Here is a 22,485-nt window from a genome sequence, read left to right as displayed (position 1 = left end):
TTCCGAAACGCTGACCCGGCTCTTCTCGACCTTCAGCCGCGCCGACCCGGCTCTTGTCGACGTCCAGCCGCGCCGACCCGGCTCTTGTCGACGCGAAATCGTCGTCGCCACCAGCCGAGTCGACCTCCTGGGCCGTCGGCAAGAGCCGGGTCGGCGTTCCCCCGTGTCGACAAGAGCCGGGTCAGCGTCTAGGTGAAGAGGACCGTGATCGGGTGGATGGCGAAGTAGACGAGGAACAGGGCGGCGACGATCCAGAGGAGCGGGTGGACCTGGGCGGCCTTGCCCTTGACCGCCTTGATCAGGACGTAGGCGAGGAAGCCGGCGCCGATCCCGATGCTGATCGAGTAGGTGAACGGCATCAGGATGATCGTCAGGAACGCCGGGATGGCGATCTCGGTGTCGGTCCAGCTGATCCCGGAGACCTGCTGCATCATCAGGAAGCCGACGAGCACCAGGGCAGGCACCGCGGCCTCGCTCGGGATGACGCTCACCAGCGGGGCCAGGAAGATCGAGAGCAGGAACAGCACGCCGGTCACCACCGAGGCGAGACCGGTGCGAGCCCCCTCACCGACCCCCGACGCGGACTCGATGTACGACGTGTTGGACGAGACGCCCGCCGCGCCACCGGCCGCGGCCGCGATGGAGTCGACGACCAGGATGCGCTTGGTGTTCGGCGGGATGCCCTCGGAGTCGAGCAGGCCCGCCTCCGCGCCGATGGCCGTCATCGTCCCCATGGTGTCGAAGAAGTCGGCCAGCATCAGCGTGAAGATCAGCAGGACGGCCGTCACGACCCCGACCGAGGCGAACGAGCCGAAGGGGTTGAAGTGGCCGAGCGTGTCGAAGTGGGGAGTGTCGGCGATCTTGTCCGGCCACTGCGGCACGTTCAGGCCCCAGCCGCCGACCGGGTTGTCAGCGCTCGAGCCGAAGTTGCCGATGCTCTCCACGATGATCGCCAGGATCGTGGTGGCGATGATCGCGAGCAGGATGGCCGCGCGGACACGCTTGACCCACAGCGTGACCACGAGCGCCAGTCCGATCACGAAGACCAGGACGGGCCAGCCCTGGAGGTAGAAGCCGGTGCCCGGTTGCACGGGCACGGTGGAGTGGGCTGCGTCGGGGACCCGGCGTACGAACCCCGCGTCGACGAAGCCGATGAAGGCGATGAACAGACCGATGCCGACGGAGATCGCCACCTTCAGCTGCGCCGGTACGGCGTGGAAGACGGCGCTTCGGAACCCGGTCAGGACCAGCACCAGGATGATGACGCCCTCGAGGAAGATCAGGCCCATCGCCTCGGACCAGGACATCTGCCGGGCGACCGAGACGGCCAGGAACGCATTCAGTCCCAGCCCGGTGGCCAGCGCCAGCGGGTAGTTCGCGACGACGCCCATCAGGATCGTCATCACCCCGGCGACCAGAGCCGTGCCGGCGGCGATCGCCGGGAGGTTGGAACCGTCCCCGGACCCACCACCGAGGAAGTGGCCGTTCTGGTCGGGGGCGAAGCCGAGGATCAGCGGGTTGAGCACGATGATGTAGGCCATCGTGAAGAACGTGACCACGCCGCCGCGCAGCTCGCGCTCGAGAGTCGAGCCGCGCTCGGTGATCTTGAAGAACCGGTCGACCGCCGTCTGATGACCACGGGGGGTGTTCTGGCGCGGGGTCGGACCGTTCTTGGTGCGGTCGGGTGAGGTGGTCCTGGTCGGCTTCTGAGCCTCGGGCTGGTCCGTCACGGCGGCAGCATGACAGAGCGCGGGGCTGTCGGGAAGGCATCCGGGTGCCCAACCTCACGGCGGTCCTCTCTGTGGTCGCCGGTGCTTCTAGAGTGAGCCCATGGAGCTGCGCGACGACGAGCCGCTCGTGCGCGAGATCGGCAACCGCACCTACCTCGTGGCGAACGTCGAGCCGCTCGACGTGGACGGTGTCCGCACCGTCCAGATCGGCGTCGCGCTCTGGGTGGTGGCTTTCGTCGCCCTGCTCCCCTTCTACGGCCGGCTGAGGGACGCCGGTCACGGGTGGATGCTGTGGACCTGTGCCGCCGGGTGCGGGCTCGGACTGCTCGGGCTGGAGTACTGCCGTCGTCGCAGGCGTGCCCGGGCGGCGCTCCGCGAGATGGCCGAGTCGGCCGCCTGACGGTTCAGAAGGGGCGCCTCAGAAGGCCTCGAGGTCGTCCTCGAGCTCGTCGATCACCGGGTCGGGCAACGGCTGCGGCTCGTGCCGTCTGGCCAGCCTGACCTCCGAATGGGCACCGCAACCGTGGGTGAAGGCGACCACCTTGCCGTCGTCGTTGGCGTCGCCGTTGGCGCAGACCCCGAACGACTCGGCGAGCGAGCCCGAGATGCGGACCAGGAAGCCGCAGGTGGAGCACGGCTCGGGGGCGGACTGGGCTAGCGGGGCCTCGGGGCCGGCGTTCCCGTCGTACCACCGCTGGGCGGCCGACTCGTGCCCCTCGGGCGACAGGGTGCGGATGCGACCGAGCCCCAGGTCCTTGGCCACCGTGCGGATCTGGGCGCGGGCGTCCGGGTCGAGCGGGTCGTCCCCGAAGGAGTACGTCGGGACCAGGCGCGGGTCGTCGTCGGCGACCGGCAGCAGGTCGCCAGGTGACAGGTCCCCCGGCTTGATCCGCTCCCGGTAGGGGACCCAGGCCGGCGCGACGATCGCCTCCGCACCGGGGACCAGGACGATCTCGGCCACTGTCACGGCCTTCTGCCGGGACGCCCGGACGACGGTCACCGACCAGCGCCAGCCGACGTAACCGGGCCGACGGCAGTCGAAGAGATGGGTGACGACGCGGTCGCCCTCGGGGTCGGCGGCCAGATGGTCCCCCACATCGGCCGCGTCGACCTCGGCGAGCAGGGCCTCCCGGGCGACGTCGACGGCGGCGGTCGCCGCCGAGTCCGCCTTGGCCCGGGCGCGCACGGGCGCGTCGACCTGGTCACCGATCATGGGGCCAGTGTGACCGATGAACGTCGGGCGTGTCAGATCGCATGCCGAAACAGAGGGTCGGCCCGGTTGGTGGTGCCGGATGCGGAGCCACCGCCTGGCCGGGGCGGCGTCCGAGGGCGCGAGCACCAGCCCGTGCACGGTGCGCCGTTCGGGCACCGGGTCACTGCTGTCGCGACGCTCCCGCGCGAGCCGTCCGAGACGGCGTCCGCACTCCCGGTAGAAGTGCAGCTGCGTCCGACGGCCGAAGAGCTTCCATCCCAGACCGATGACGGGGTCGAGCGTCGGCGCGCCCTGGGAGTAGGCGCTGATCACGAGGTCGACGCGTCCGGAGGTCTCGTCCTTGACAACCTGGTAGGACATCCGTCCGCGCTCGATGTGCCCGTCCAGCGTGTCGTACGACCACCCCCAGATCCGCTCGTTGCCGCGCCGGTCGTCGATGACGTCCGTGATCCGCACGCCCATGTAGAAGCGCAGGGTCAGGAACCTCCCCTCCAGCAGCAGGTCGCGGCCGGCCAACGGCGTGCCCGGGTCGTAGACCGCGCGGATCGTGTCGGGGTCGGCCATCTCGTACGCCGCCACCAGCCGGCAGGCGGTCTCCCAGAGCCCGTCCGGCTCCGGTGCCCCCAGGCCCTCGTCGCCCAGGTGCGACCGCTGCTCGTCGTGGTGCCAGGTGTCGTCGACCTCGTCCGGGTGGAAGTTCACCTCGCGGGTGCCCTGAGCCTGCAGCACCGGGACCGGGTCGAGCCGGTCCAGGAGGCGTTCGACCGTCACTCCTCCCGCCGCAGCGAGTCGCCGATCAGCCAGAGGGTCGGCGGCCACAGGCCGACGAACACCGCACGGCGTTCGGCGTTCCCGCGCTCGCTCTGGTCGACCGTCTTCGCGCGGATCCACAGTCCCAGGCACAGCGCCACCGAGCCGAGGGACATCACGTGCAGGTACACGCTGCGCACTCCGGTACGCCGGAGCATCTCGATCACCATCTGTCCTCACTTCCGCAACCGCATTGCCGTCTCAGCACCGGGTACCCCGTACAGACGCCGACTCTCCCCGGAAGGAACCATCGATGGCACGGGCGCGGCTCTCCCTCGGCTCGCTGATGTGGCGGTGGGGCCTCGGGATGGCGCTGGTCACCTGGCGCTACGTGTGGTCCATCACGCCCCTGCACCGCGTCCAGGCACGCGACTCACGGCCGCGTCGGCCGCCCGCCGTCCCTGCCGGCGTGTCGACGTCCGGGCTCCAGGGCTCCGACACCGGCTCCGGGCCGCTCTTCCATCGGCTGTTCCGGGCAGAGATCGCCGGCGCCCGACATGACGCGGCCGCGCTGGTGGACGCGCTGTCGAGCGACTTCGAACGCTTCGTCCCCCGTGAGGTCGTGCGTGTCCACCAGGCCGACTCCGACGGAGTCGCGGCAGTCGGGGACGACCTGGTGGTCGACATGCCGGGACCGTGGAACGGCCCGGTACGGGTCCTGGTCGCCGAACCGGGCCGACTCCGTCTGGGCACGCTCGAGGGCCATCTCGAGGCCGGGCAGATCGAGTTCCGCGCGACCGACGGCGATCCCCTGGTGTTCGAGATCGAGGTCTGGGCCCGGGCGGCCGACTGGAAGGTGCGCGCCCTGTACACCCATCTCCGGCTCGCCAAGGAGATCCAGCTCAACATGTGGGTCCGCGTCTGCGGGGCCGCCGCTCGCCTCGCGGGCGGCCGACTGGTCGACGGGGTCGAGATCCGGACGACGACGACTCCTCCCTGAGGTCGGACCCCTGGTGGCCGGTGCGACCGGTCCTGTAGCCGGGGTCTCGACTCACCCCTTACGGCCTGATGCTCAGGCAGGATGGGATGCATGAGCATGCCCGAGGAGTCCGACCGTCGGACCGCCATGGACTCCATGGCGACCGGCGCGAGGGTCACCGGGCGTGGGCTGGCCTCGGTCGCCCGCGGAACGGGCCGGTTCAGCCGGTTCGCCTTCCGGTCCGCACGCCGTGCGGCAGCGGCCGAGGGTGCGGACACGAGCGGGCTGGCCAGGCTGATCGAGCTCGGGGCTCTGAACGCCGCCGCGGACGCCGCGGTGGCGATCGCCCTCGCGGGGACGCTGTTCTTCCAGATCCCGACCGGGGAGGCACGCGGTCAGGTGTCGTTGTTCCTGGCCCTGACCTTGCTGCCCTTCGCGATCGTCGCGCCGCTGATCGGTCCGGTGCTCGATCGGCTCAGCCACGGCCGGCGCTGGGCGATCGCGGCGACCATGGCGGCGCGGGCGTTCCTGGTATGGGCTCTGGCCGGGTCGGTCGACGGCGACTCCCTGTGGCTCTTCCCCGCCGCGCTCGGCGTACTGGTGGCGTCCAAGGCCTACAACATCGCGCGGGCGGCCGCGCTCCCCCGCCTTCTCCCGGACGGGCTGACCCTGGTCACGGCCAACGCACGGACCTCGATGGCCGGCATGGTGGGAGTCGCGGTCTCGGCCCCGATCGCCGCGGGGGCGGCGGCGATCGGGGCGGCCTGGGCGCTGCGCTACGCCTTCGTGGTCTTCGTGGTCGCCACCATCCTCGCGATCCGGCTGCCGAGCCGGGTGGATTCGTCCCAGGGCGAGGACAACATGGGGTTCCTCCGCGGCGAGAGCTCCGACGCGGCAGACGGGACGTCGACGCGCCGGGGCCGCGGCACCGTACGCATCCCACGCTCGATGGCCTTCGCCCTGCGTGCGAACTGCGGACCCCGCTGGCTCTCGGGGTTCCTCACCCTCTTCATGGCCTTCCTGCTGCGGGTGCACCCGATCTCGGGCCACTCACCCCAGTTCCTCCTCGCCGCCGTGATCGGCGCTGCCGGCGTGGGCAACTTCGTCGGGATCGCGGTCGGGTCACTGATGAAGCGCGTCAACCCCAAGGTGACTGTCGTCCTCGCGATGCTCGCCGACGCCGCGGCCGCAGTCTTCGCGGCCCTGACCTACGGGCTCTTCCCGCTGGTGGTGCTCGGCTTCACAGCCGGGCTCGCCCAGTGCCTGGCCAAGCTGTCGCTGGACTCGACGATCCAGCGCGACGTCCCCGAGCGGGTGCGGACGAGCGCCTTCGCGCGAAGCGACACCACCCTGCAGCTGGCCTGGGTGATCGGCGGCTTCGTCGGCATCGCGCTGCCGCTGAACCCCCGGATCGGCATGATCACGGCCGCCGTCGTACTGGTGGCGTGGTCGCTGTTCGTGCTGGCGAGCCGGCGTACGCCGAAGCCGGTCGCGGCAAGCGCTGCTGAGCCCTCATAGCTCCAGCTCATCCGCCAGTGCTCGGAGCAGCTTGGCCGTCGGCCGGGCCTGGGCCCGCTCGGGGTGGCGGCCGTGCCGGAAGGCCTCACCGACCCCGTCCAGCAGCCGGATCAGGTCCTCCACGATCGGGACCATCTCCTCCGGCTTCTTCCGGCGCGCCTGGGACTGGTTGCGCACCACGGAGGCGGGCGCGTCGAGGACGCGCACCTGGAGGGCCTGGTCACCACGCCGGCCCTGGGCGATCCCGAACTCGACCCGTGTGCCGGCCTTGAGCGAGGTCGTGCCCTGCGGCAGTGCCTCGGTGCGCACGTAGACGTCGGGCCCGTCGTCCTGCGACAGGAACCCGAAGCCCTTCTCCGCGTCGAACCACTTCACCTTGCCAGTCGGCACCTTGATCCCTCTTCCAGCCACCCGCACCCCGAGACCCGGGGTGACGTCCAAGCCTAGGCGGGGCCGCCGCACGGTTTCCAACCGATAGCCGTCGCAGTCACGGTGGTGCGTGACCCGGGCGCGGGGTACGTCGTTGGGGCTTCAGCACAAGAGCGACGCGACCCCCGAGGAGCCCACCCATGCGCGCCACCACCCGCTCGTCCCGACTCCGCCATCGACTGCTCGGTCTGGCCGCGGCCGGCGCCCTCGTGGCGGCGGCCGTCACGCACAGCGGCTCCGCCGTCGCGAGCTCGCCGACCGAAGGGACGGTCACCGACACGTCGACCTCGGTGTCCTGGACCGGTGGGCCGTTCGCGCTCCCCAACACCACCGGGACGGCCCTGGACGCGCCCGACTGCACGGCACCGCAGAGCTGCGACGACTTCACCCTGCACGTCTCGACGCCCGCGGGCTACGACGACAGCCACTCGTTGAAGATCGAGGTCAGCTGGCCGGAGACGGCGGCGGACTTCGACGTCTACGTCCTCGACCAGGCCGGCAACCCGGTCGGCCAGGCCGCCTCCAGCGCAGACCCGGAGCAGGTCGTGCTGCCGCCGACGACCGGGACCTACACCGTCCGCGTCGTGCCGTTCCTCCCGCTCGGCCAGAGCTACACCGCGACGGCGACGCTGGTCGACCAGCCGGTGCCCCCGCCGCCCGGCACGGCCACGCCGCCGGGCTTCACGACGTATGCCGCACCGAGCGGCCTGAACGGTGACGTGAACAACGCCGGTGAGCCCTCGATCGGCACGAACTGGAAGTCCGGCGCGACGATGTACCAGTCCTCCTTGTCGACGTACAAGGTGACCTTCGACGACAGCACCAGCCCCGCCACCGCGCACTGGTCCGACGTGTCGGCCACGGCGGCCAACGGCTGCCCCCAGGGCAGCACGTTCAGCCTCGACCCGATCCTGTTCACCGACCACGCGACCGGCCGGACCTTCGAGTCGCAGCTGTCCGGGCAGGACTCGCTGACCTGCTACACCGACGACGACGGCCAGACCTGGAGCCCCAGCACGGGCGGCGGCATCCCGTCGGGCGTCGACCACCAGACGATCGGCGGCGGCCCCTACAGCCCGAACGGCCTCGGCCCGCTGCCCACGTCGACCTACCCGGACGCGGTGTACTACTGCAGCCAGGACATCGCGACGGCGTTCTGCGCCGCGTCGCACGACGGCGGTACGACGTTCGGTCCGGGCGTGCCGACCTACAGCCTGCTCGACTGCGGCGGACTGCACGGACACGTCAAGGTGGCGCCCGACGGCACGGCGTACCTGCCGAACAAGGCCTGCGGCAGCACCGCGGCGCTGGTCGTCAGCAAGGACGGCGGCACCAGCTGGACGGTCAACCCGGTCCCGGGCAGCAGCCCGAGCGACGCCGACCCGTCCGTGGGCGTCGGGGCGAACGGCACCGTCTACTTCGGGTACGTCGGCTCCGACGGCAAGCCCGCGGTCGCGGTCAGCCACGACCAGGGCACGACCTGGTCGGCCCCGCAGACGGTCGGCACGGAGTTCGGCGTGAAGAACGCCGTCTTCCCGGCGATGGTGGCCGGCGACGACAACCGCGCGACGCTGGCCTACATCGGCACCACGAAGGCGGGCAACTACCAGAGTCAGACCGACTTCAAGGACGCCGAGTGGCACCTCTACCTCGCCACGACGTACGACGGCGGAAAGACGTGGGTGTCCAGTGACGCCACGCCGAACGACCCGGTCCAGCGGGGTTCGATCTGCACCGGCGGAACCACGTGCGGCAACGATCGCAACCTCCTGGACTTCATCGACGTCACGGTCGACAAGACCGGCCACGTCGAGGCGGCGTTCGCGGACGGCTGCATCGACGCCTGCGTCACGGACGCGACGCACAACAGTGACGACGGGCCGGCCGACGCGCAGGCGGCGTACGCCACGATCGCCCGGCAGAGCAGTGGGCTGGGCCTGTTCTCGGCGTACGACCCGCAGGCCCTGACCTCGAAGAAGCACAAGACCCACGGCGGGAAGGGCTAGTGACGGCCCGGCTCGGCGTCGCCGCCGTGGCCGTGGCGCTGCTGCTCCTGCCGACCGCCTGTGGCGGCGGGGACAGCGACGCGGATGCCGGAGATCTGGATGCCGGGAGCTTCTCGGCGGCCGCCGACACCGGCACCTGCGTCAAGGACGCCACCGCGGTGACCGCGACGCCCCCCGGCTATCCGGCGAGATTCCCGTTCCCGGCCGGCACGGTGGTGTTCAACGTCGAGGACCGGGGCGCGGACGGCATGATCGCGACCGGGGTCACCGCGACGCCGTTCGACGACGTGCTCGCCGCGATGAACGCGGCCGAGAAGTCCGGCTTCGCGGTCACCAGCGGTGAGACCGAGGAGGACGACGCCGAGGCGAACTGGTCCGGCAACGGCTTCGTCGGCCGCTGGGCGATCAAGAAGTCGGCCAGCTGCCCCGGCGAGACGGTGATCCAGCTGCTGTCGAAGCGGGCCTGACCAGGCCGGTCAGGTCAGCCGGCCGGCGACCACGCGGTCGAGGACGCCGAGGGGCAGGGCGCCGCTGCCGAGCACCGCGGTGTGGAAGCGGCGTACGTCGAAGCGGTCGCCCTGTCGCTCCTCCGCCTCGCGGCGCATGCGCTGGATCTCGAGCCGGCCGATCATGTACGACGTGGCCTGACCGGGGCGACAGATGTAACGGTCGACCTCCGGCCGGCAGACGCCCTCGGTCAGCGGGGAGTTGGCCACCATGTAGTCGATGGCCTGCTGCCGGCTCCAGCCGAGCGCGTGGATGCCGGTGTCGACGACCAGCCGACAGGCACGCATGGAGTCCGCGCTGTACATCCCCATCCGGTCGATCGCCTCGCTGTAGAGGCCCATCTCGTCGGAGAGGCGCTCGCTGTAGAGTCCCCACCCCTCGGAGTACGCCGAGTTGTGCACGTGCTTGCGGAACTCGGGGATCGAGTCGGGCAGCTCGGAGGCGACCGCGAGCTGGAGATGGTGACCGGGGACGCCCTCGTGGAAGGCCATCGCCTCGAGCTCGAACCTGCCCCAGGACGACGCGTCCTCGGTGTTGACGAAGAACGTGCCGCCCCGGGATCCGTCCGTCGCGGGCGCGAAGTAGAACGCCTTGGCCCCGACCGTCGTGCCCTCGACGGCGCACGGCGCCTTCGGCACGACCTCGAACCAGTCCCCCATGACCGCCTCGGCCCGCGCGAGCGCGACCTTGGACTGCTCGACGAGCTCGTCGGCGTGCTCGAAGTGGAGCTTCGGATCGGTCCGCATCGCCTCGAAGATCTGCTCGAGGTCGTCCGTGCCGACCACCTCGGGGCCGAGTGCGCGGTACTCGTCGGCGAGCTTGGCGACCTGGGCGAGCCCGATCTCGTGGATCTCCCGGGGCGACTTGTCGGTGGTGGTGAAGTAGCGGAGCGAGGCGGCGTAGGCCTCGTCGCCGCCGTCGAGCCAGGAGAGCCCGCACCGCTCCTCGGGGCGGGCGTCGGCGACCACGCTCTGCAGAGCATCCCGGAAAGCGGTCAGCCCGGGACGCACCGAACGCTCGACCGCCGCCCGCAGCTCGCCTCTCAGCTCGTCGGCCTCGACACCCTCGGGGATCCGAACGGCCGCCGCGACCGGCTCCTCCTCGAGCGGCACCGCCAACGCCCGCTCGAGCTGGTCGAGCGTCTCGCGGACCGCGAACTCCGGCGACACCCAGCCACCGTCCGCGGCGTCGCGCACGCGCTCGGCCAGCTGGTGCAGGTAGGTGCCGACGCCGTCGAGCTTCGCGGGCATCTGCTCGGCGACCGCGGCGTCGGGAACGGACAACAGGCCGAGCACCAACGGCAGCTGTACCTGGAGTCCGCTGACCGGGTTGGCGGCGAGGCCGGTGAGCGGGGTCTCGGCGAGCTCGGCACTGGCCACGGCGGAGTCGATGAGCACCTCGCGGGTGAGCCCGCCCTCCTCGTCCAGGGCACCGGCGTCGAGGTCCTGGGCGCGCTGCGCGAGGCGGCGCAGGGTCGCGGCGTACTCCTGCTCGGCCTCGCGACTGCACTCCTCGTAGCTACTGACGTCGGCGTAGTCCCCGAGCATGTGCCGCCAGGTCGGCTGGTGGTCGAGCAGGGCGGACCAGTAGTCGTCCGCCAGCCGGTCGAGTTCGTCGCTCATGCTCTGGTCCTTCCGGGAGTGTCGGGTCCCGACCAACCTATGCCGCCACGTGTCGACATGCTCGGGTGGGAGTTCGGCGACGCGGGTACCGACCCCCCATGCCGCCCTCACTCTCCGGCCTCCTCGGGCCGCTGCGCGCCCGCGTGGACCGGGAGGTGGGCGGCGAGCGACGTCGGCAGGTGATCGTGACCTTCGCGGCCGTGCTGGCACTCGACAGCGCCGACCGGGCCACCGTCGGCACCAACGCCGTCCAGCTCCAGGACGCCCTGGGGATCGGCCGTCCCGAGATCGGGCTGCTGCTGGCCGTGAGCAGCCTGGTCGGTGCGCTCGCGGTGGTCCCGGCCGGCATCCTGGTCGACCGGGTACGCCGGAGCCCGCTGCTGGCTCGCGCGATCCTGCTGTGGGGGGTGGCGATGCTGCTGTCCGCAATCGCGACCGACTACACGTTCCTGCTGTACACCCGCCTCCTGCTGGGCGCCCTGGTGGCGGTCGCCGGTCCGGCGATCGCCTCGATGGTCGGCGACTACTTCCCGGAGGCCGATCGCGGGCGCGTGTACGGCTACATCCTCTCCGGGGAGCTGCTCGGCGCCGGCCTCGGGTTCATGGTCTCCGGCCAGCTCGCCCTCCTGTCGTGGAGGGCGCCGTTCGCCGCGCTCGTGGTGCCGACCGCGCTCGTGTGGTGGCTCGTGCACCGGCTGCCGGAGCCCGCCCGCGACGGATCCGACCGGCTGCCCGACGGCGAGGTCTCGGCGAAGGCCGACGACGATGCCGGGGTCGACGCCGCGGAGGTGGTCGCCGACCACGGCGTCACGCCCACCGACGACGCCACGGCCGCGCCGTCGACCGAGGACGACCGGCGACTGTCGCTCCCGAAGGCGGTGGTCCGAGTGCTCTCCGTGCGCACCAACCGGATCCTGGTGATCGCCTCGGCCCTCGGCTACTTCTTCTTCTCGGGCGTCCGTGGCTTCGCCGTGGAGTTCGCGCAACGGCAGTACGGCATCGGCCAGAGCCTGGCCAGCACGCTGGTGCTCCTGCTCGGTATCGGTGCCCTGGTCGGCGTGCTGTGGGGCGGCCGCATCGCCGACAGCCTGATGCGTCGCGGACGGCTGGCGGCCCGGGTGGAGGTCCCAGGCGTCGCCGTCCTGGTGTCGGCCGTGCTCTTCGTCCCGGCCTTCCTGACCGGGAACGTCATCGTGGCGGCCGTGCTCCTGGGGCTCGCGGCGATGTTCCTGGGGGCTGCGAACCCACCCCTCGACGCGGCCCGGCTCGACATCATGCCTCCCGCTCTGTGGGGGCGCGCCGAAGCCGTGCGCAGCCTCCTGCGCGATGTCGGGGACGCATCGGCGCCGCTGCTGTTCGGGGTCGCCTCGTCCGGCGTGTTCAGCGAGGAGACCGGCCTGCGGGACACGTTCCTGATCTCGCTGCTCGCGCTCTGCGCCGCCGGCACGGTGGCGCTGGCGATCGCGCGGCGTACCTACCCCGAGGACGTGGCGACCGCGGCGCACCAACCGTCCGGGGAGTGATCCCGGCCTGTCGGGTCGCAAGTCGGTCGGGCGTTCGGATAGGCGGACAGGGCGTGGGTACGGCGTGCCGGTCGCGTGAGGTGCCTGGGGCTGCGGCACCGCTCCGCGAGCGATTCGCCTGCTGCGCGGGGGTTGCGATCCCCTCGAAGCAGACGATTACCCGGTCAGCCGGGTAATCGTCTCGCCTATCCCGCGCCGGGGCCGTGGCCGGCGCCGGCCAGCCCGAGCTTCTCGGCGCTCTCCTCGCGCATCTGCACCTTGCGGATCTTCCCGGTCACGGTCATCGGGAACTCGTCGACCAGCATCACGTAGCGGGGGATCTTGTAGTGCGCCAGCTTCCCGGTGCAGAACTCCCGGACCTTGTCGGCGTCCAGCGGCTCGGCGCCCTCGCGGAGCCTGATCCAGGCGCACAGCTCCTCGCCGTACTTCTCGTCCGGGACGCCGATCACCTGGACGTCCTCGATGTCGGGGTGTCCGTAGAGGAACTCCTCGATCTCGCGCGGGTAGACGTTCTCGCCGCCGCGGATGACCATGTCCTTGATCCGGCCGACGATGTTGCAGTAGCCGTCCTCGCGCATCTCGGCGAGGTCGCCGGTGTGCATCCAGCCGTCGGCGTCGATCGCCTCCGCGGTCTTCTGCCGGCCCCCCTCGTCGTGCAGGGGCCAGTAGCCGAGCATCACCGAGTAGCCGCGGGTGCAGAACTCGCCGGGCTGCCCGCGCTCGACGGTCTCACCGGTGGCCGGGTCGACGATCTTGATCTCGACGTGGGGGTGGACCCTGCCGATGGTGGCGGTACGGCGGTCCAGGTCGTCGTCGGTGCGGGTCTGGGTCGACACCGGCGAGGTCTCGGTCATCCCGTAGGCGATGCAGACCTCCGCCATGTGCATGTCGTTGATGCAGTGCTTCATCACCTCGACCGGGCAGATCGAGCCGGCCATGCAGCCGGTGCGCAGGCTGGACACGTCGTGGTCGGCGAACGTCGGGTGGTGCTGCATGGCGATGAACATCGTCGGCACGCCGTACACGGCCGTGCAGCGCTCGCGGCTGATGGCGTCGAGGGTCGCCTCGGGGTCGAAGCCCGGCGCGGGGATCACCATCGTGGAGCCGTGGCTGGTGCAGCCGAGGTTCGCCATGACCATCCCGAAGCAGTGGTAGAAGGGCACCGGGATGCACAGCCGGTCCTCCTCCGTGAAGCCCATCAGCTCGGTCACGATGAAGCCGTTGTTCAGGATGTTGTGGTGGCTGAGCGTCGCGCCCTTCGGGTAGCCGGTCGTGCCGGACGTGTACTGGATGTTGATCGGGTCGTGCGGCTCCAGGGTGCGCATCCGCTGGTTGAGGATGTCGGCGTCATGCGCCTCACCGGCGGCCACCAGGTCGTCCCAGTCGGCGGTGTCGAGGTAGACGACGCGCTCGAGGTCCGGATTCTGGCCGGCCGTCTCCTCGACCATGGCCCGGTAGTCACTGGTCTTGAAGCTGGACGCCGAGATCAGCATCCGCATGCCCGACTGGTTCACGGCGTAGGAGAACTCGTGGGTGCGGTACGCCGGGTTGACGTTGACCAGGATCGCCCCGATCTTCGCCGTCGCGTACTGGGTGATCGTCCAGCGGGCGCTGTTCGGGCCCCAGATGCCGACCCGGTCGCCCTTCTCGATGCCGGCCGCGATCAGCCCGCGGGCGACCAGCTCCACCGCGTGGTCGAGCTCTCGCCAGGTCCAGCGGTTTCCGGTGGCGCACTCCACCAGCGCCTCGCGGTCGGGGAACCGCGCCACCGTGCGGTCGAGATTGGCTCCGATGGTCTCCTCGAGCAGGGCCGGCTCCGTCTCACCCTTGGCGTAGGACTCCATGCTCGGAACCTACTCCGCTGCACGCCTGGGGTGTGTCTCTCCATCCTCGGCCGTCGCGAGCGGCGTCCGGTGCGTGCGATGGCACGGCGGAGGAGCGAGGGCGATGCTGGCATCGTCGCGTCGACGACAACGAAGCCAGCGTGCGTGCCGGGCGTCGCGCAGCAGGCCATGGGACAGGGAGACACACCCTAGGGTGGACCCGTGGACACCGAGGCCGTGCTGCGGCTGCTGCAGGACGTCGCCGAGGAGGTCGTCAACCCGCGGTTCCGGTCGCTGTCGTCCGGCGAGATCGACGAGAAGGGGCCGGGCGACCTGGTCACCGCCGCCGATCGCGAGGCCGAGCAGCTGATCACGGCGGCGCTGCGCTCGGCGTACCCCGACGTGATGATCCTGGGCGAGGAGACGTACGCCGAGCGGCCCGGGCTCATGCAGGAGTTCTGGGCGGCCGACCACGCCTTCACCGTCGACCCCGTCGACGGGACCAAGAACTTCGTGCACGGCTCGCGCGACCACGCGATGATGATCGGCGAGGTCAAGAGCGGCGAGGCCGTGCGCGGCTGGATCTGGCAGCCGCAGCACGACACGGCGTACGTCGCCGAGCTCGGCGGCGGTGCCTGGCGCAACGGCGAGCGCGTGGTCCGGCCGCCGACGCCGCCGCGGCCGCAGCTGCGTGGCGTGACGTCACGCCGGAAGTGGCTCGGGCGCGCTCTTGCCGACGACCTGCGGCCACTGGCGCTGACCTGGGTGTCGTGCGGGATCGACTACCCCCATCTCGCCGAGGGCGACGCCGACTACGTCGTCTACGGCCGGGCGAACCCGTGGGACCACGTGCCCGGCGGGCTGATCCTCACCGAGGCCGGCGGCTTCCTGGGCACGTTCGACGGCGGGCCCTACCGCCCGACCGACGACCACGACGTCGACGGCGCCGTTCCGCGCGGGATCGTCGCCGCCGGGGACCGTGCGACGTACGAGGTGGTCCGGGAGCTGCTGTGACCGGGGCGTCGACGCAGATGTCAGGCCACCTCGCGAGCACGCTCGCTTCGGTCTCGCTCCGGCCGTCCCACCGCGACTACGTCGCGTCGGAACGTCCTCGCTCGACACGCACCCGACGGTCGCCGAAGAGCACCGTGTCGCCCTCCAGGAGCGTGGTCGGACGGCCCGGTGACAGGGGCCGCGGCGCGCCCTTCCGGACCAGCGTCGAGCCGTTGGTGGAGCCGCGGTCGATGACCACGAGCGCGCCGTCGTCGGCGACCACGACCTGGAGATGGGTCTTGGACACCGACAGATCGGTGGACGGGAGCGCCACGAGCCGCGCGCCCTGCTCGCCGAGGCGGGGGTCGGGGCTCCGCCCGACGAGGAGCAACGTGTCGACGACCACGCGTTCGCCGGTGTCGAAGGTGAGCGCCCAGCTCGCGTCCGGTCGCGCGATCGTCTGCTCCCACGACCGCGGCGCGGCGTGGCGAGGCCGGCGGTCGGCCCGGGCAGGCACCGTCGGCTCGAGGGCCTCAGCCAGACGGTGCGACGGGGACAGGCGCAACGCGGTGAGGTTCACGACCTGGTGGGCTCGCCCGTCCTCGACCTCCTCGACCTCCGGCACCGGCCGGACGTCGAGCACGATCGACGAGACCAGGCGGTCGTGCCAGCCGCGTCGGAGGCGGCACCTGTCGGCCAGGGCGGTCCAGGCCAGCGCCGCCAGCCCAAAGCCGAACGGCAGCGCGGCCAGCCCGAGCACGAGCGTGCGCACCACGGCCCGACCGGGTCCGATGGGCTGCTCGGTGCCGGTGTCGACCAGCCGCAGCCCGGCCAGGGACTTGCCCGGCGTCGTGCCGGTGGCGCCCTGGAGCAGGGCGAACGCCAACCCCACCAGGGCGATCGTCGCGACGATCGCCAGCATCCCGAGGAGGGTGCGGTCGCGCGCCAGCACCGTGCGGGCGACGAGGAGCCCGACGGCGACGTCGACGCCCCAGCCGATCAGTCGGTCGACGGCGAAGGCGTAGAACCGGCGGTCGAGGTCCGCCACGCGGCCGTCGGCGTCTCCGGCGATGCCAGCCGCAACGGCGTACTCCGAGTGGGCGGACCTGGCGCTCACCGCCTCACACCCCGGTGACCTGGATCGTGACCCCTTCCCCGAGGTCGATGGTGGCGCCGGGGATCAGCTGGACGGCGATGCCGGGCTGGAGATCCTCCGCGCCGAGCCCCGGCTGGACGACGACGGTGCCGTTGGTCGATCCGAGGTCTGTGACCACCGCCGAGCCGTGGTCGGCACCGGTCCCCGGTCGGATCTCGAGGTGGGTCGAGGAGATCTCGTGATGGGGGCTCGGGACCGTCACCAGCCGGGTCCGGTCGGTGTCGCCGACTCGGCCGTGGCCCGGCGCGCGGCCCACGACGACGGCGCGGTCGACGTCCACCACCTCGCCGCTGGAGAAGATCAGCCGCGCCACGGCGGCTCCTGCCGGCGCCTGCTCGCTGTCGGGCGGCGGGGCATAGCCGCCGGGCTGGGTGTCCTCCGTGCCTCCGACCGGCACGGCCAGGTCGGGGCTGGTGAGCGGGTCGAAGAGCAGTCCGCCCAGGGTGCCGGGCACCGTCGCCGGAGCTCCGGGCACGGGCGCCGCGGCCGGAGGTGTCAGGGATTCGGGTGGCGGCTCGGGCTTCTCAAGCTGCGGGTCCGGCGGCAGGATGCGCGCCCGACGCGGTGGCTCCGACGGCTCGGGAGGCTCAGGCGGCTTGGGAGGTTCGACCGGTACCGCGACGGCCTCGGCGTCGGCCATGGGAAGGGGAGCGGCGGCGGGCGCCGGGTGCTCCACGGTCGCCACCCGCACCAGCCCAGGGCCGACGCTGTACGCCGCACCGGCGCCGTCGGCGACCCGGATGCGTAGGCCCTTCACACCCCCGACGTTCCGCTCGACCCAGGTCGTGTCCGCCGAGCCGGACACCGTGACCGGGCCGTCCTGGGTGCTCAGCAACGCCTCGCCGGCACCCCGGATCACGACCTTCACGTCGCGGCCCTCCTCCGCGACCAGGACGAACCCCGGCAGCTCCCGGAGCCCACCACTGATCAGGGCATCGAGCACCTCGTCGAAGCCGGCGCCGTCGTCGACGGTCTCCCAGAGGCCGGCGACCCGGCTCTTGGCCGAGGGTGGCAGCAGGACGATGACGTCGTCCCCGAGGACGCCGTACCAGTCCCCGGGCACCACGGTGCGGGTCACGGTCACGGCAGGGCCCCCAGCTTCTCGTGCAGACTCTCGCGCCGACGTCGGAGGTCGTGGCTCCGGTCGTCGGCCAATCCCATCACATCGACGACCAGCGCGGTCGCGTTGTCGATGCCCCCCGCCGCGAGGGCCTTCTCGACCACACCTCGAGCCGCGTCCCGCGGGTCGGGGTGGGCGCCGAGTACGTCGGCGATCTCGGCGTCCCGGACCAGGTCGGTGACGCCGTCCGAGCAGAGCAGCACCCGTTCGGCGTCGGCCAGCGGCACCCGGAAGAAGTCGGGGACGAGCGGATCGGGACCGCCCAGCGCCCGGGTCACGATGTGCCGCTCGGGATGCACCAGCGCCTCGTCCTCGCTGATCCGCCCGGAGTCGACCAGCTCCTGGACGACGCTGTGGTCTGTGCTGACCCGACACAGCTCCCCCTGGGCGAAACGGTAGATGCGGGAGTCGCCGAGGTTGACCAGCAGCCACTGCGGGACGGCATCCTCCTCCTCCAGGATCGCGACCACGGTGGTGGTGCCGCCGTGCCACCGGCCGCCGTCGCTGCCGCGGTGCGTCGCGCCGTACTCCGAGAGCCGGCGCTGGCTGGCGCGCAACGTGCCCATCACCTCGTCTCGGCCGCGCCGGGGGTCGTATCCGGCCTCCGCGAGCCGGGCGAACTCCTCCACCACGATCCGGCTGGCGATGTCACCGCCGTCGTGGCCGCCCATGCCGTCGGCGACCACGAAGACCGGCGGCTCGGTCAGGAAGGAGTCCTCGTTGACCTCGCGGACCAGGCCGACGTCGGTGGCGACGCCGTAGTGGAGCTCGACCTGGTCGATGCCGGCCGGCGCGTCGCCAGGCCCGTTCATCGTGCCTCGCACCCGGTCCCGGACATGGAACTGCCCGCTAGCGTGGGGACGATGGGCACCTCGTCCGCCCCTGGCTCCTCTGTGCGCACGGGGCACCGCTCGCTCGCCGACCAGCTCCGGAGCTGGCCGGACGAGCGCCTCGCGTGCCTGCTCCGGGAACGACCCGACCTCGCCACCCCTGCCCCCGCCGACTCCGGCCAGCTCGCGTCGCGCGCAGCGACCCGGTCGTCGCTGAACCGTGCTCTCGACCTGCTCACGCGCCTCGAGCTCTCCGTCCTTGATGCGCTGGTGGCTCTGTCGGCTTCGGGGCGGACCACCGACGCCGAGCTCGTGCACATCCTCGACGCGGATCGGGCCGCTGTCGAGAGCGCCTCCCGCCGGCTCGTCGACCTGGCGCTGGTCTGGGAGAACGACGCCCGCCTGCGGCCGCTGACCGGGGTGCCCGACGCGCTCGGCTCGCTCTCGGGGCTGCACCCGGTGTCGGGGCGTACGCCGGACCAGGCCGCCGAGCTCATCGCGGAGCTCTCGCCCGCCGCGCGGGCGATGCTGGACCACGTCGAGGCGGGCTCCGGCGAGGCCGACGCCGGGGCCGCGCGCCACCAGATCGCCCCCGCGGACGCCGCGACGCCCGCCGAGGAGCTGTTGTCGCGGCGCCTGCTGGTCCCGGGCCGGCCGGGTCTGGTCCGCGTCCCGGGCGAGGTGCAGATCGCGCTCCGGGGTGGGCACACCACGCGGCACCGGATCGACGTCCCTCCCGCGGTCGCGACCTCGGAGCGGGCGGCCCACCTGGTCGACCGCAGCGCGGCCGGCGCGGCGTTCGACGTCGTACGCCGGGTGGAGCTGCTGGTCGACCACTGGAGCGCCGCCCCTCCCGTCGCGCTGCGCACGGGTGCAGTCGCTGTGCGCGACCTGAAAGCGGCCGGCGACGTCGTCCAGCTCGACGAGCAGGCGACCGCGTTCCTGGTCGAGGTCGCGGCCGCGGCGGGGCTCGTCGCCACATGGCCGGACACGGAGGGCAACCCGGCCTGGACCCCCACCGACGCGTTCGACGCCTGGTGCGACGAGCCTGCGGCCGCCCGGTGGCGCCGACTTGCGGTGGCCTGGCTGGCCACCGAGCGGCTGCCGTCGCTGGTCGCCACCCGGGACGAGTCGGGCAAAACCCGCAACGCCCTCGACCCCGAGCTGACCAGCCGGATCGCCCCCGAGACGCGAGTGATTGCGCTGAACGCGCTGGCCGAGCTGCCCGCCGGAGAGGTGATGGCGACCGGGACCGGTCCGGCCTCCGTCGTCGCGCGGGTCTCCTGGCAGCGTCCGCGGCGGCCGCCGTCGCGGGCCGACCAGGTGGTGGCCACGCTCGACGAGGCGGCACACCTCGGACTGGTCGCCCTCGGCGGCCTCGCGTCGTACGGGCGCACCCTGCTGGCCGGCGGCGACCCGGCCCCGGTGCTGGCGCCGCTGCTGCCCGAGGAGGTCGACCAGGTGCTGATCCAGGCCGACCTGACCGCCGTGGCGCCGGGACCGCTCACCCGCGAGCGCGCCCGCGACCTGCACCTCCTCGCCGACGTGGAGTCGCGCGGGCAGGCGACGGTCTACCGGTTCACCGCCTCGTCGGTACGCCGTGCGTTCGACGCCGGGTGGGCGGCGCACGAGGTGCACGCCTTCCTGGGCGAGGTCTCGCGCACCCCGGTGCCGCAGCCGCTGAGCTACCTCGTCGACGACGCGGCCCGGACGTTCGGGACGGTGCGGATCGGGCACGCGGAGGCGTTCCTGCGGGGCGACGACGAGACCGCGCTGGCCGAGGTGCTCCACCATCCCCGCGCCGCATCCCTCGGGCTGCGCCGGATCGCGCCCACCGTCCTGGTCAGCACCACGCCGCTCGACATCCTGCTCCCGCGGCTCCGCGAGCTCGGGGTCTCGCCGCTGGTCGAGAGCATCGACGGCACCGTCCACGTCGCGCGCCCGGACAGGCTGCGGGCCCGGCCCCGGACCACGCGGCGTACCGAGGACGCGCGGCTCGAGGCCCGGATCTCCCAGGTCGTCACGGCTGTCCGAGCCGGCGACCGCGTGGCGTCGACGCGCGCTGCGGCGTCACCCCAACTGACCCCGATCGGCTCACTCGCCGCGCTGCGCGAGGCGGTCGAGGCGGGGCGGACCGTGCTGATCGGGTACGTCGACAACCAGGGCGTCTCGACCGAGCGGATCGTCGACCCGGTGCGCGTCGACGGAGGCTGGCTCACCGCCCGCGACCACCGGGCGGACGACGTGCGCCAGTTCGCCGTGCACCGGATCCGGACCGTGAATCCTGTGGACAGCGCTCCGTAGACTGAGTGGCGTGGATTTCGTCCGGTACGCCGAGTCGTCGGCAGCGCTGCTCAACGCGGGGCTGACCGACCGGGACTCCGTGGTCGAGCACCTCGCCACGCGGGCGTGGCTGCAGCCGCAGGTCACCGACCGCGACGTCGTCGTGCTCCGACGCTTCCAGAAGGAGCTGCGGAAGGCGTTCGAGGCGTCGGCCGACGACGACGCCCAAGGAGTGGTCGACGCGCTGAACGGGCTGCTCGAGCGGCACCCCATCACGCCGCGGATCTCCGACCACAACCCGGCCCACCTGCACATCCACGTGGCCAACAAGGCCGCCAGCGTCGCCGACCTGCTGATCGGTGAGTCACTGCTCGGCCTGGCCAACCTCGTATGCGACCTCGGCCCCACCCGGCTCGGTGTCTGCGCGGCCACGCCGTGCACGAACGTGTACGTCGACACGTCTCCCAACCAGTCCCGCCGCTACTGCTCCGAGCGCTGCTCCTCCCGCGCCAACGTCGCCGCCTACCGCGCCCGCCAGAAGGCCGCTGCGGGCTGAGGGCACCCCGGCGGTTTCCCCGGTACACCGGGGAACGCTGACGTTCTGGGGGGAAACTTCGGCCCAGAACGTCATGGATCCCCGGTCAACCGGGGAAACCGCCGCCCCCCGCCCCCCGGTGCCGGAGGCCGACCCGCTCGATGATCTCGGCGCCCCTCCGGAGGCCGTCGCGGGAGCGGATGTCGGCGCCGATCGTCGCCATCCGGTCGCGCAGCGCGGTGTCGGCGAGAAGCCGGTCGACGGCGTCGGTGAGATCGGCATCGGCGAAGGCGTACGTCGCCAGCCGGACGCCGTAGCCCAGCTCGTGGACACGCTGGGCGTTGTCGTACTGGTCCCAGAAGAGCGGCAGCACGATCATCGGCTTGCCGAAGTGCATCGCCTCGGTGGTCGTGTTGTTGCCACCGTGGGTGATCACCAGGTCGACCTGCGGCATCAGCGTGGTCTGCGGAAGGGTCGCCGCCCCCGCCATGTTGGGCGCCAGCCGCAGCTCGTCGGCGCGCGGGCCCATGCTGACGATCACCCGGTGCCGGGTCGCGCCCAGGATGTCGATCAGCCGCTGCATCAGCCCGATGTCGGCGCTGCCCAACGAGCCGAGCGACAGGTAGATGAGCCCGCTGTCGTCGGGGCGGTCGGCGAGCTCCGGCGGTACGACGTACTGCTCGTCGGTCTCGCGGACGCTGGAGTCGATCCGGTGCCAGCTGCCGTTCAGGGGCCGCGCGTCGGTGTAGTCGAGCTCGCGCGGGTAGACGTAGATGTTCGCGGTCGGCGAGCTGTGCATGAACTCCCGCTCCGGCAGCGGCGGCGCGCCCTGCTCCTGGCACCAGGCGTCGAACGCCTTCCAGGTGTCCGTGTGCGTGCGGTCGAACTCCTCGAGGAACGACGCCCACCCCGTCGCGTCCCCGGCCGGATAGCCCGAGAAGACGGGCGGGATCCCGCCGCCTCGGATCTCCAGCGGGTTGCACGACACGATCCGGACGAACGCCGCCGCGCTCGTCATCAGCGCCGGGAACGAGACGACGTTGTCCTCCACGACCACGTCCGGCCGGTGGCGGGCGATGATCTCGCGCAACCGCGGCTCGCAGTACGTCGCCCCGTCGATCAGCGCCTGGTACGTCGGCTGCACGAACGTCGCGAGCTGCTCGCGCGTCGGTTTCGCGAACTCCGGCGCGGTCTCGTTGATGAAGTCGATCCAGAACTGCCCCGCAGCCTCAGCCGCGGCGCTCGGAGCCGGCTCGGCCAGGTCGACGAGGTCCTCGACGAACCCGTGCGGCGTGAGCTTGCCCGCCCACGACGACTCGGCCGCGAAGACGACCGTGTGCCCCTTGTCGACCAGCACCTTCCCGAGGCCGATGCACTGGTTGGTGGGTCCGTACGCGGACTCCGGCATGAACAGGACGGTCAGGGCGTCGCCGGCTTCCGGGCTCACGCGCGCACGCTAGCGGCGTAC

General features: G+C 72.0%; 19 protein-coding genes. 9 read left to right on the top strand and 10 right to left on the bottom strand.

Translation table 11 applies throughout. From position 1 onward, the window contains the following. Positions 1 to 188 precede the first annotated feature (188 nt). Entirely contained in the window at positions 189 to 1,604 is a 1,416-nt protein-coding gene (locus VGK78_RS02080) for an NCS2 family permease (RefSeq protein ID WP_331525621.1), read from the bottom strand. Positions 1,605 to 1,830: 226 nt separating this feature from the next. Between VGK78_RS02080 and VGK78_RS02075 the strand changes: the two genes are divergently transcribed. Further along, complete coding sequence (locus VGK78_RS02075) at positions 1,831 to 2,130, top strand: DUF2530 domain-containing protein (protein ID WP_331525614.1); 300 nt, start codon at positions 1,831 to 1,833, stop codon at positions 2,128 to 2,130. Positions 2,131 to 2,148: 18 nt separating this feature from the next. Here VGK78_RS02075 and VGK78_RS02070 read toward each other — a convergent pair whose 3' ends face one another. Both VGK78_RS02070 and VGK78_RS02065 read right to left on the bottom strand, forming a co-directional pair. After that, positions 2,149 to 3,714 carry a DUF1990 family protein gene (locus VGK78_RS02070; protein WP_331525613.1) on the bottom strand — a complete coding sequence of 522 codons (1,566 nt, stop codon included), beginning with the start codon at positions 3,712 to 3,714 and terminating at the stop codon, positions 2,149 to 2,151. Beyond that, the gene (locus VGK78_RS02065) at positions 3,711 to 3,920 is read right to left on the bottom strand and encodes a hypothetical protein (protein ID WP_331525612.1); all 210 of its coding nucleotides are present in this window, start codon (positions 3,918 to 3,920) and stop codon (positions 3,711 to 3,713) included. The genes VGK78_RS02070 and VGK78_RS02065 overlap by 4 nt, the downstream gene beginning before the upstream one ends. A gap of 86 nt (positions 3,921 to 4,006) precedes the next feature. On the opposite strand from VGK78_RS02065, the gene VGK78_RS02060 reads away from it, so the two are divergent. Next, positions 4,007 to 4,693, top strand: a complete 687-nt coding sequence (locus tag VGK78_RS02060) for a DUF1990 family protein (protein WP_331525611.1) — start codon at positions 4,007 to 4,009, stop codon at positions 4,691 to 4,693. Positions 4,694 to 4,783: 90 nt separating this feature from the next. Continuing rightward, a complete protein-coding gene (locus VGK78_RS02055) occupies positions 4,784 to 6,190 on the top strand; it encodes an MFS transporter (protein WP_331525609.1) in 1,407 nt (468 codons plus the stop codon). Here the strand turns inward: VGK78_RS02055 and VGK78_RS02050 are convergent. Further along, positions 6,185 to 6,580 carry a cold-shock protein gene (locus tag VGK78_RS02050; protein WP_331525608.1) on the bottom strand — a complete coding sequence of 132 codons (396 nt, stop codon included), beginning with the start codon at positions 6,578 to 6,580 and terminating at the stop codon, positions 6,185 to 6,187. The genes VGK78_RS02055 and VGK78_RS02050 overlap by 6 nt on opposite strands. Before the next feature lie 179 nt (positions 6,581 to 6,759). On the opposite strand from VGK78_RS02050, the gene VGK78_RS02045 reads away from it, so the two are divergent. Both VGK78_RS02045 and VGK78_RS02040 read left to right on the top strand, forming a co-directional pair. Next, positions 6,760 to 8,625 (top strand): sialidase family protein, encoded by a 1,866-nt coding sequence (locus VGK78_RS02045; protein ID WP_331525607.1) that lies wholly within the window; start codon positions 6,760 to 6,762, stop codon positions 8,623 to 8,625. Then, complete coding sequence (locus VGK78_RS02040) at positions 8,625 to 9,092, top strand: hypothetical protein (RefSeq protein WP_331525606.1); 468 nt, start codon at positions 8,625 to 8,627, stop codon at positions 9,090 to 9,092. Before VGK78_RS02045 ends, VGK78_RS02040 begins: the two co-directional genes overlap by 1 nt. Before the next feature lie 9 nt (positions 9,093 to 9,101). Here the strand turns inward: VGK78_RS02040 and VGK78_RS02035 are convergent, their stop codons facing one another. Then, entirely contained in the window at positions 9,102 to 10,754 is a 1,653-nt protein-coding gene (locus VGK78_RS02035) for a DUF885 domain-containing protein (RefSeq protein ID WP_331525605.1), read from the bottom strand. 98 nt (positions 10,755 to 10,852) lie between these two features. On the opposite strand from VGK78_RS02035, the gene VGK78_RS02030 reads away from it, so the two are divergent. Further along, positions 10,853 to 12,277, top strand: coding sequence for an MFS transporter (locus VGK78_RS02030; protein ID WP_331525604.1), 1,425 nt, complete (start codon positions 10,853 to 10,855; stop codon positions 12,275 to 12,277). Between the two features lie 185 nt (positions 12,278 to 12,462). Here the strand turns inward: VGK78_RS02030 and VGK78_RS02025 are convergent, their stop codons facing one another. Continuing rightward, entirely contained in the window at positions 12,463 to 14,121 is a 1,659-nt protein-coding gene (locus VGK78_RS02025; protein ID WP_331525603.1) for an AMP-binding protein, read from the bottom strand. Positions 14,122 to 14,322: 201 nt separating this feature from the next. Between VGK78_RS02025 and VGK78_RS02020 the strand changes: the two genes are divergently transcribed. Further along, the gene (locus VGK78_RS02020; protein WP_331525602.1) at positions 14,323 to 15,114 is read left to right on the top strand and encodes an inositol monophosphatase; all 792 of its coding nucleotides are present in this window, start codon (positions 14,323 to 14,325) and stop codon (positions 15,112 to 15,114) included. A 76-nt stretch (positions 15,115 to 15,190) separates the two neighbouring features. Here VGK78_RS02020 and VGK78_RS02015 read toward each other — a convergent pair whose 3' ends face one another. From VGK78_RS02015 to VGK78_RS02005, 3 genes are read right to left on the bottom strand one after another with little or no spacing between them, the layout of a single operon-like run. Beyond that, on the bottom strand, positions 15,191 to 16,210 hold the full coding sequence (locus VGK78_RS02015; RefSeq protein WP_331525601.1) for an RDD family protein: 1,020 nt from the start codon (positions 16,208 to 16,210) through the stop codon (positions 15,191 to 15,193). Positions 16,211 to 16,214: 4 nt separating this feature from the next. Beyond that, positions 16,215 to 17,333, bottom strand: a complete 1,119-nt coding sequence (locus VGK78_RS02010) for an FHA domain-containing protein (RefSeq protein WP_331525600.1) — start codon at positions 17,331 to 17,333, stop codon at positions 16,215 to 16,217. After that, complete coding sequence (locus VGK78_RS02005; protein WP_331525599.1) at positions 17,330 to 18,181, bottom strand: PP2C family protein-serine/threonine phosphatase; 852 nt, start codon at positions 18,179 to 18,181, stop codon at positions 17,330 to 17,332. Before VGK78_RS02005 ends, VGK78_RS02010 begins: the two co-directional genes overlap by 4 nt. Positions 18,182 to 18,232: 51 nt before the next feature. Between VGK78_RS02005 and VGK78_RS02000 the strand changes: the two genes are divergently transcribed. Both VGK78_RS02000 and VGK78_RS01995 read left to right on the top strand, forming a co-directional pair. Then, positions 18,233 to 20,503 carry a helicase C-terminal domain-containing protein gene (locus VGK78_RS02000; protein WP_331525598.1) on the top strand — a complete coding sequence of 757 codons (2,271 nt, stop codon included), beginning with the start codon at positions 18,233 to 18,235 and terminating at the stop codon, positions 20,501 to 20,503. 10 nt (positions 20,504 to 20,513) lie between these two features. Further along, entirely contained in the window at positions 20,514 to 21,038 is a 525-nt protein-coding gene (locus tag VGK78_RS01995) for a CGNR zinc finger domain-containing protein (protein WP_331525597.1), read from the top strand. A gap of 85 nt (positions 21,039 to 21,123) precedes the next feature. Here VGK78_RS01995 and VGK78_RS01990 read toward each other — a convergent pair whose 3' ends face one another. Next, positions 21,124 to 22,464, bottom strand: a complete 1,341-nt coding sequence (locus tag VGK78_RS01990; RefSeq protein ID WP_331525596.1) for a nucleotide disphospho-sugar-binding domain-containing protein — start codon at positions 22,462 to 22,464, stop codon at positions 21,124 to 21,126. Positions 22,465 to 22,485: the final 21 nt, after the last annotated feature.

This window comes from Nocardioides sp., assembly GCF_036503465.1.
Lineage (GTDB): Bacteria > Actinomycetota > Actinomycetes > Propionibacteriales > Nocardioidaceae > Nocardioides.
This window is presented reverse-complemented; position numbering and strand designations above follow the sequence as displayed.

Coding starts and splice junctions, on each gene's coding strand:
- VGK78_RS02075 (WP_331525614.1), top strand. CDS start 1,831: ATGGAGCTGCGCGACGACGAGCCGCTCGTGCGCGAGATCGGCAACCGC.
- VGK78_RS02060 (WP_331525611.1), top strand. CDS start 4,007: ATGGCACGGGCGCGGCTCTCCCTCGGCTCGCTGATGTGGCGGTGGGGC.
- VGK78_RS02055 (WP_331525609.1), top strand. CDS start 4,784: ATGAGCATGCCCGAGGAGTCCGACCGTCGGACCGCCATGGACTCCATG.
- VGK78_RS02045 (WP_331525607.1), top strand. CDS start 6,760: ATGCGCGCCACCACCCGCTCGTCCCGACTCCGCCATCGACTGCTCGGT.
- VGK78_RS02035 (WP_331525605.1), bottom strand. CDS start 10,754: ATGAGCGACGAACTCGACCGGCTGGCGGACGACTACTGGTCCGCCCTG.
- VGK78_RS02030 (WP_331525604.1), top strand. CDS start 10,853: ATGCCGCCCTCACTCTCCGGCCTCCTCGGGCCGCTGCGCGCCCGCGTG.
- VGK78_RS02025 (WP_331525603.1), bottom strand. CDS start 14,121: ATGGAGTCCTACGCCAAGGGTGAGACGGAGCCGGCCCTGCTCGAGGAG.
- VGK78_RS02005 (WP_331525599.1), bottom strand. CDS start 18,181: ATGAACGGGCCTGGCGACGCGCCGGCCGGCATCGACCAGGTCGAGCTC.
- VGK78_RS02000 (WP_331525598.1), top strand. CDS start 18,233: ATGGGCACCTCGTCCGCCCCTGGCTCCTCTGTGCGCACGGGGCACCGC.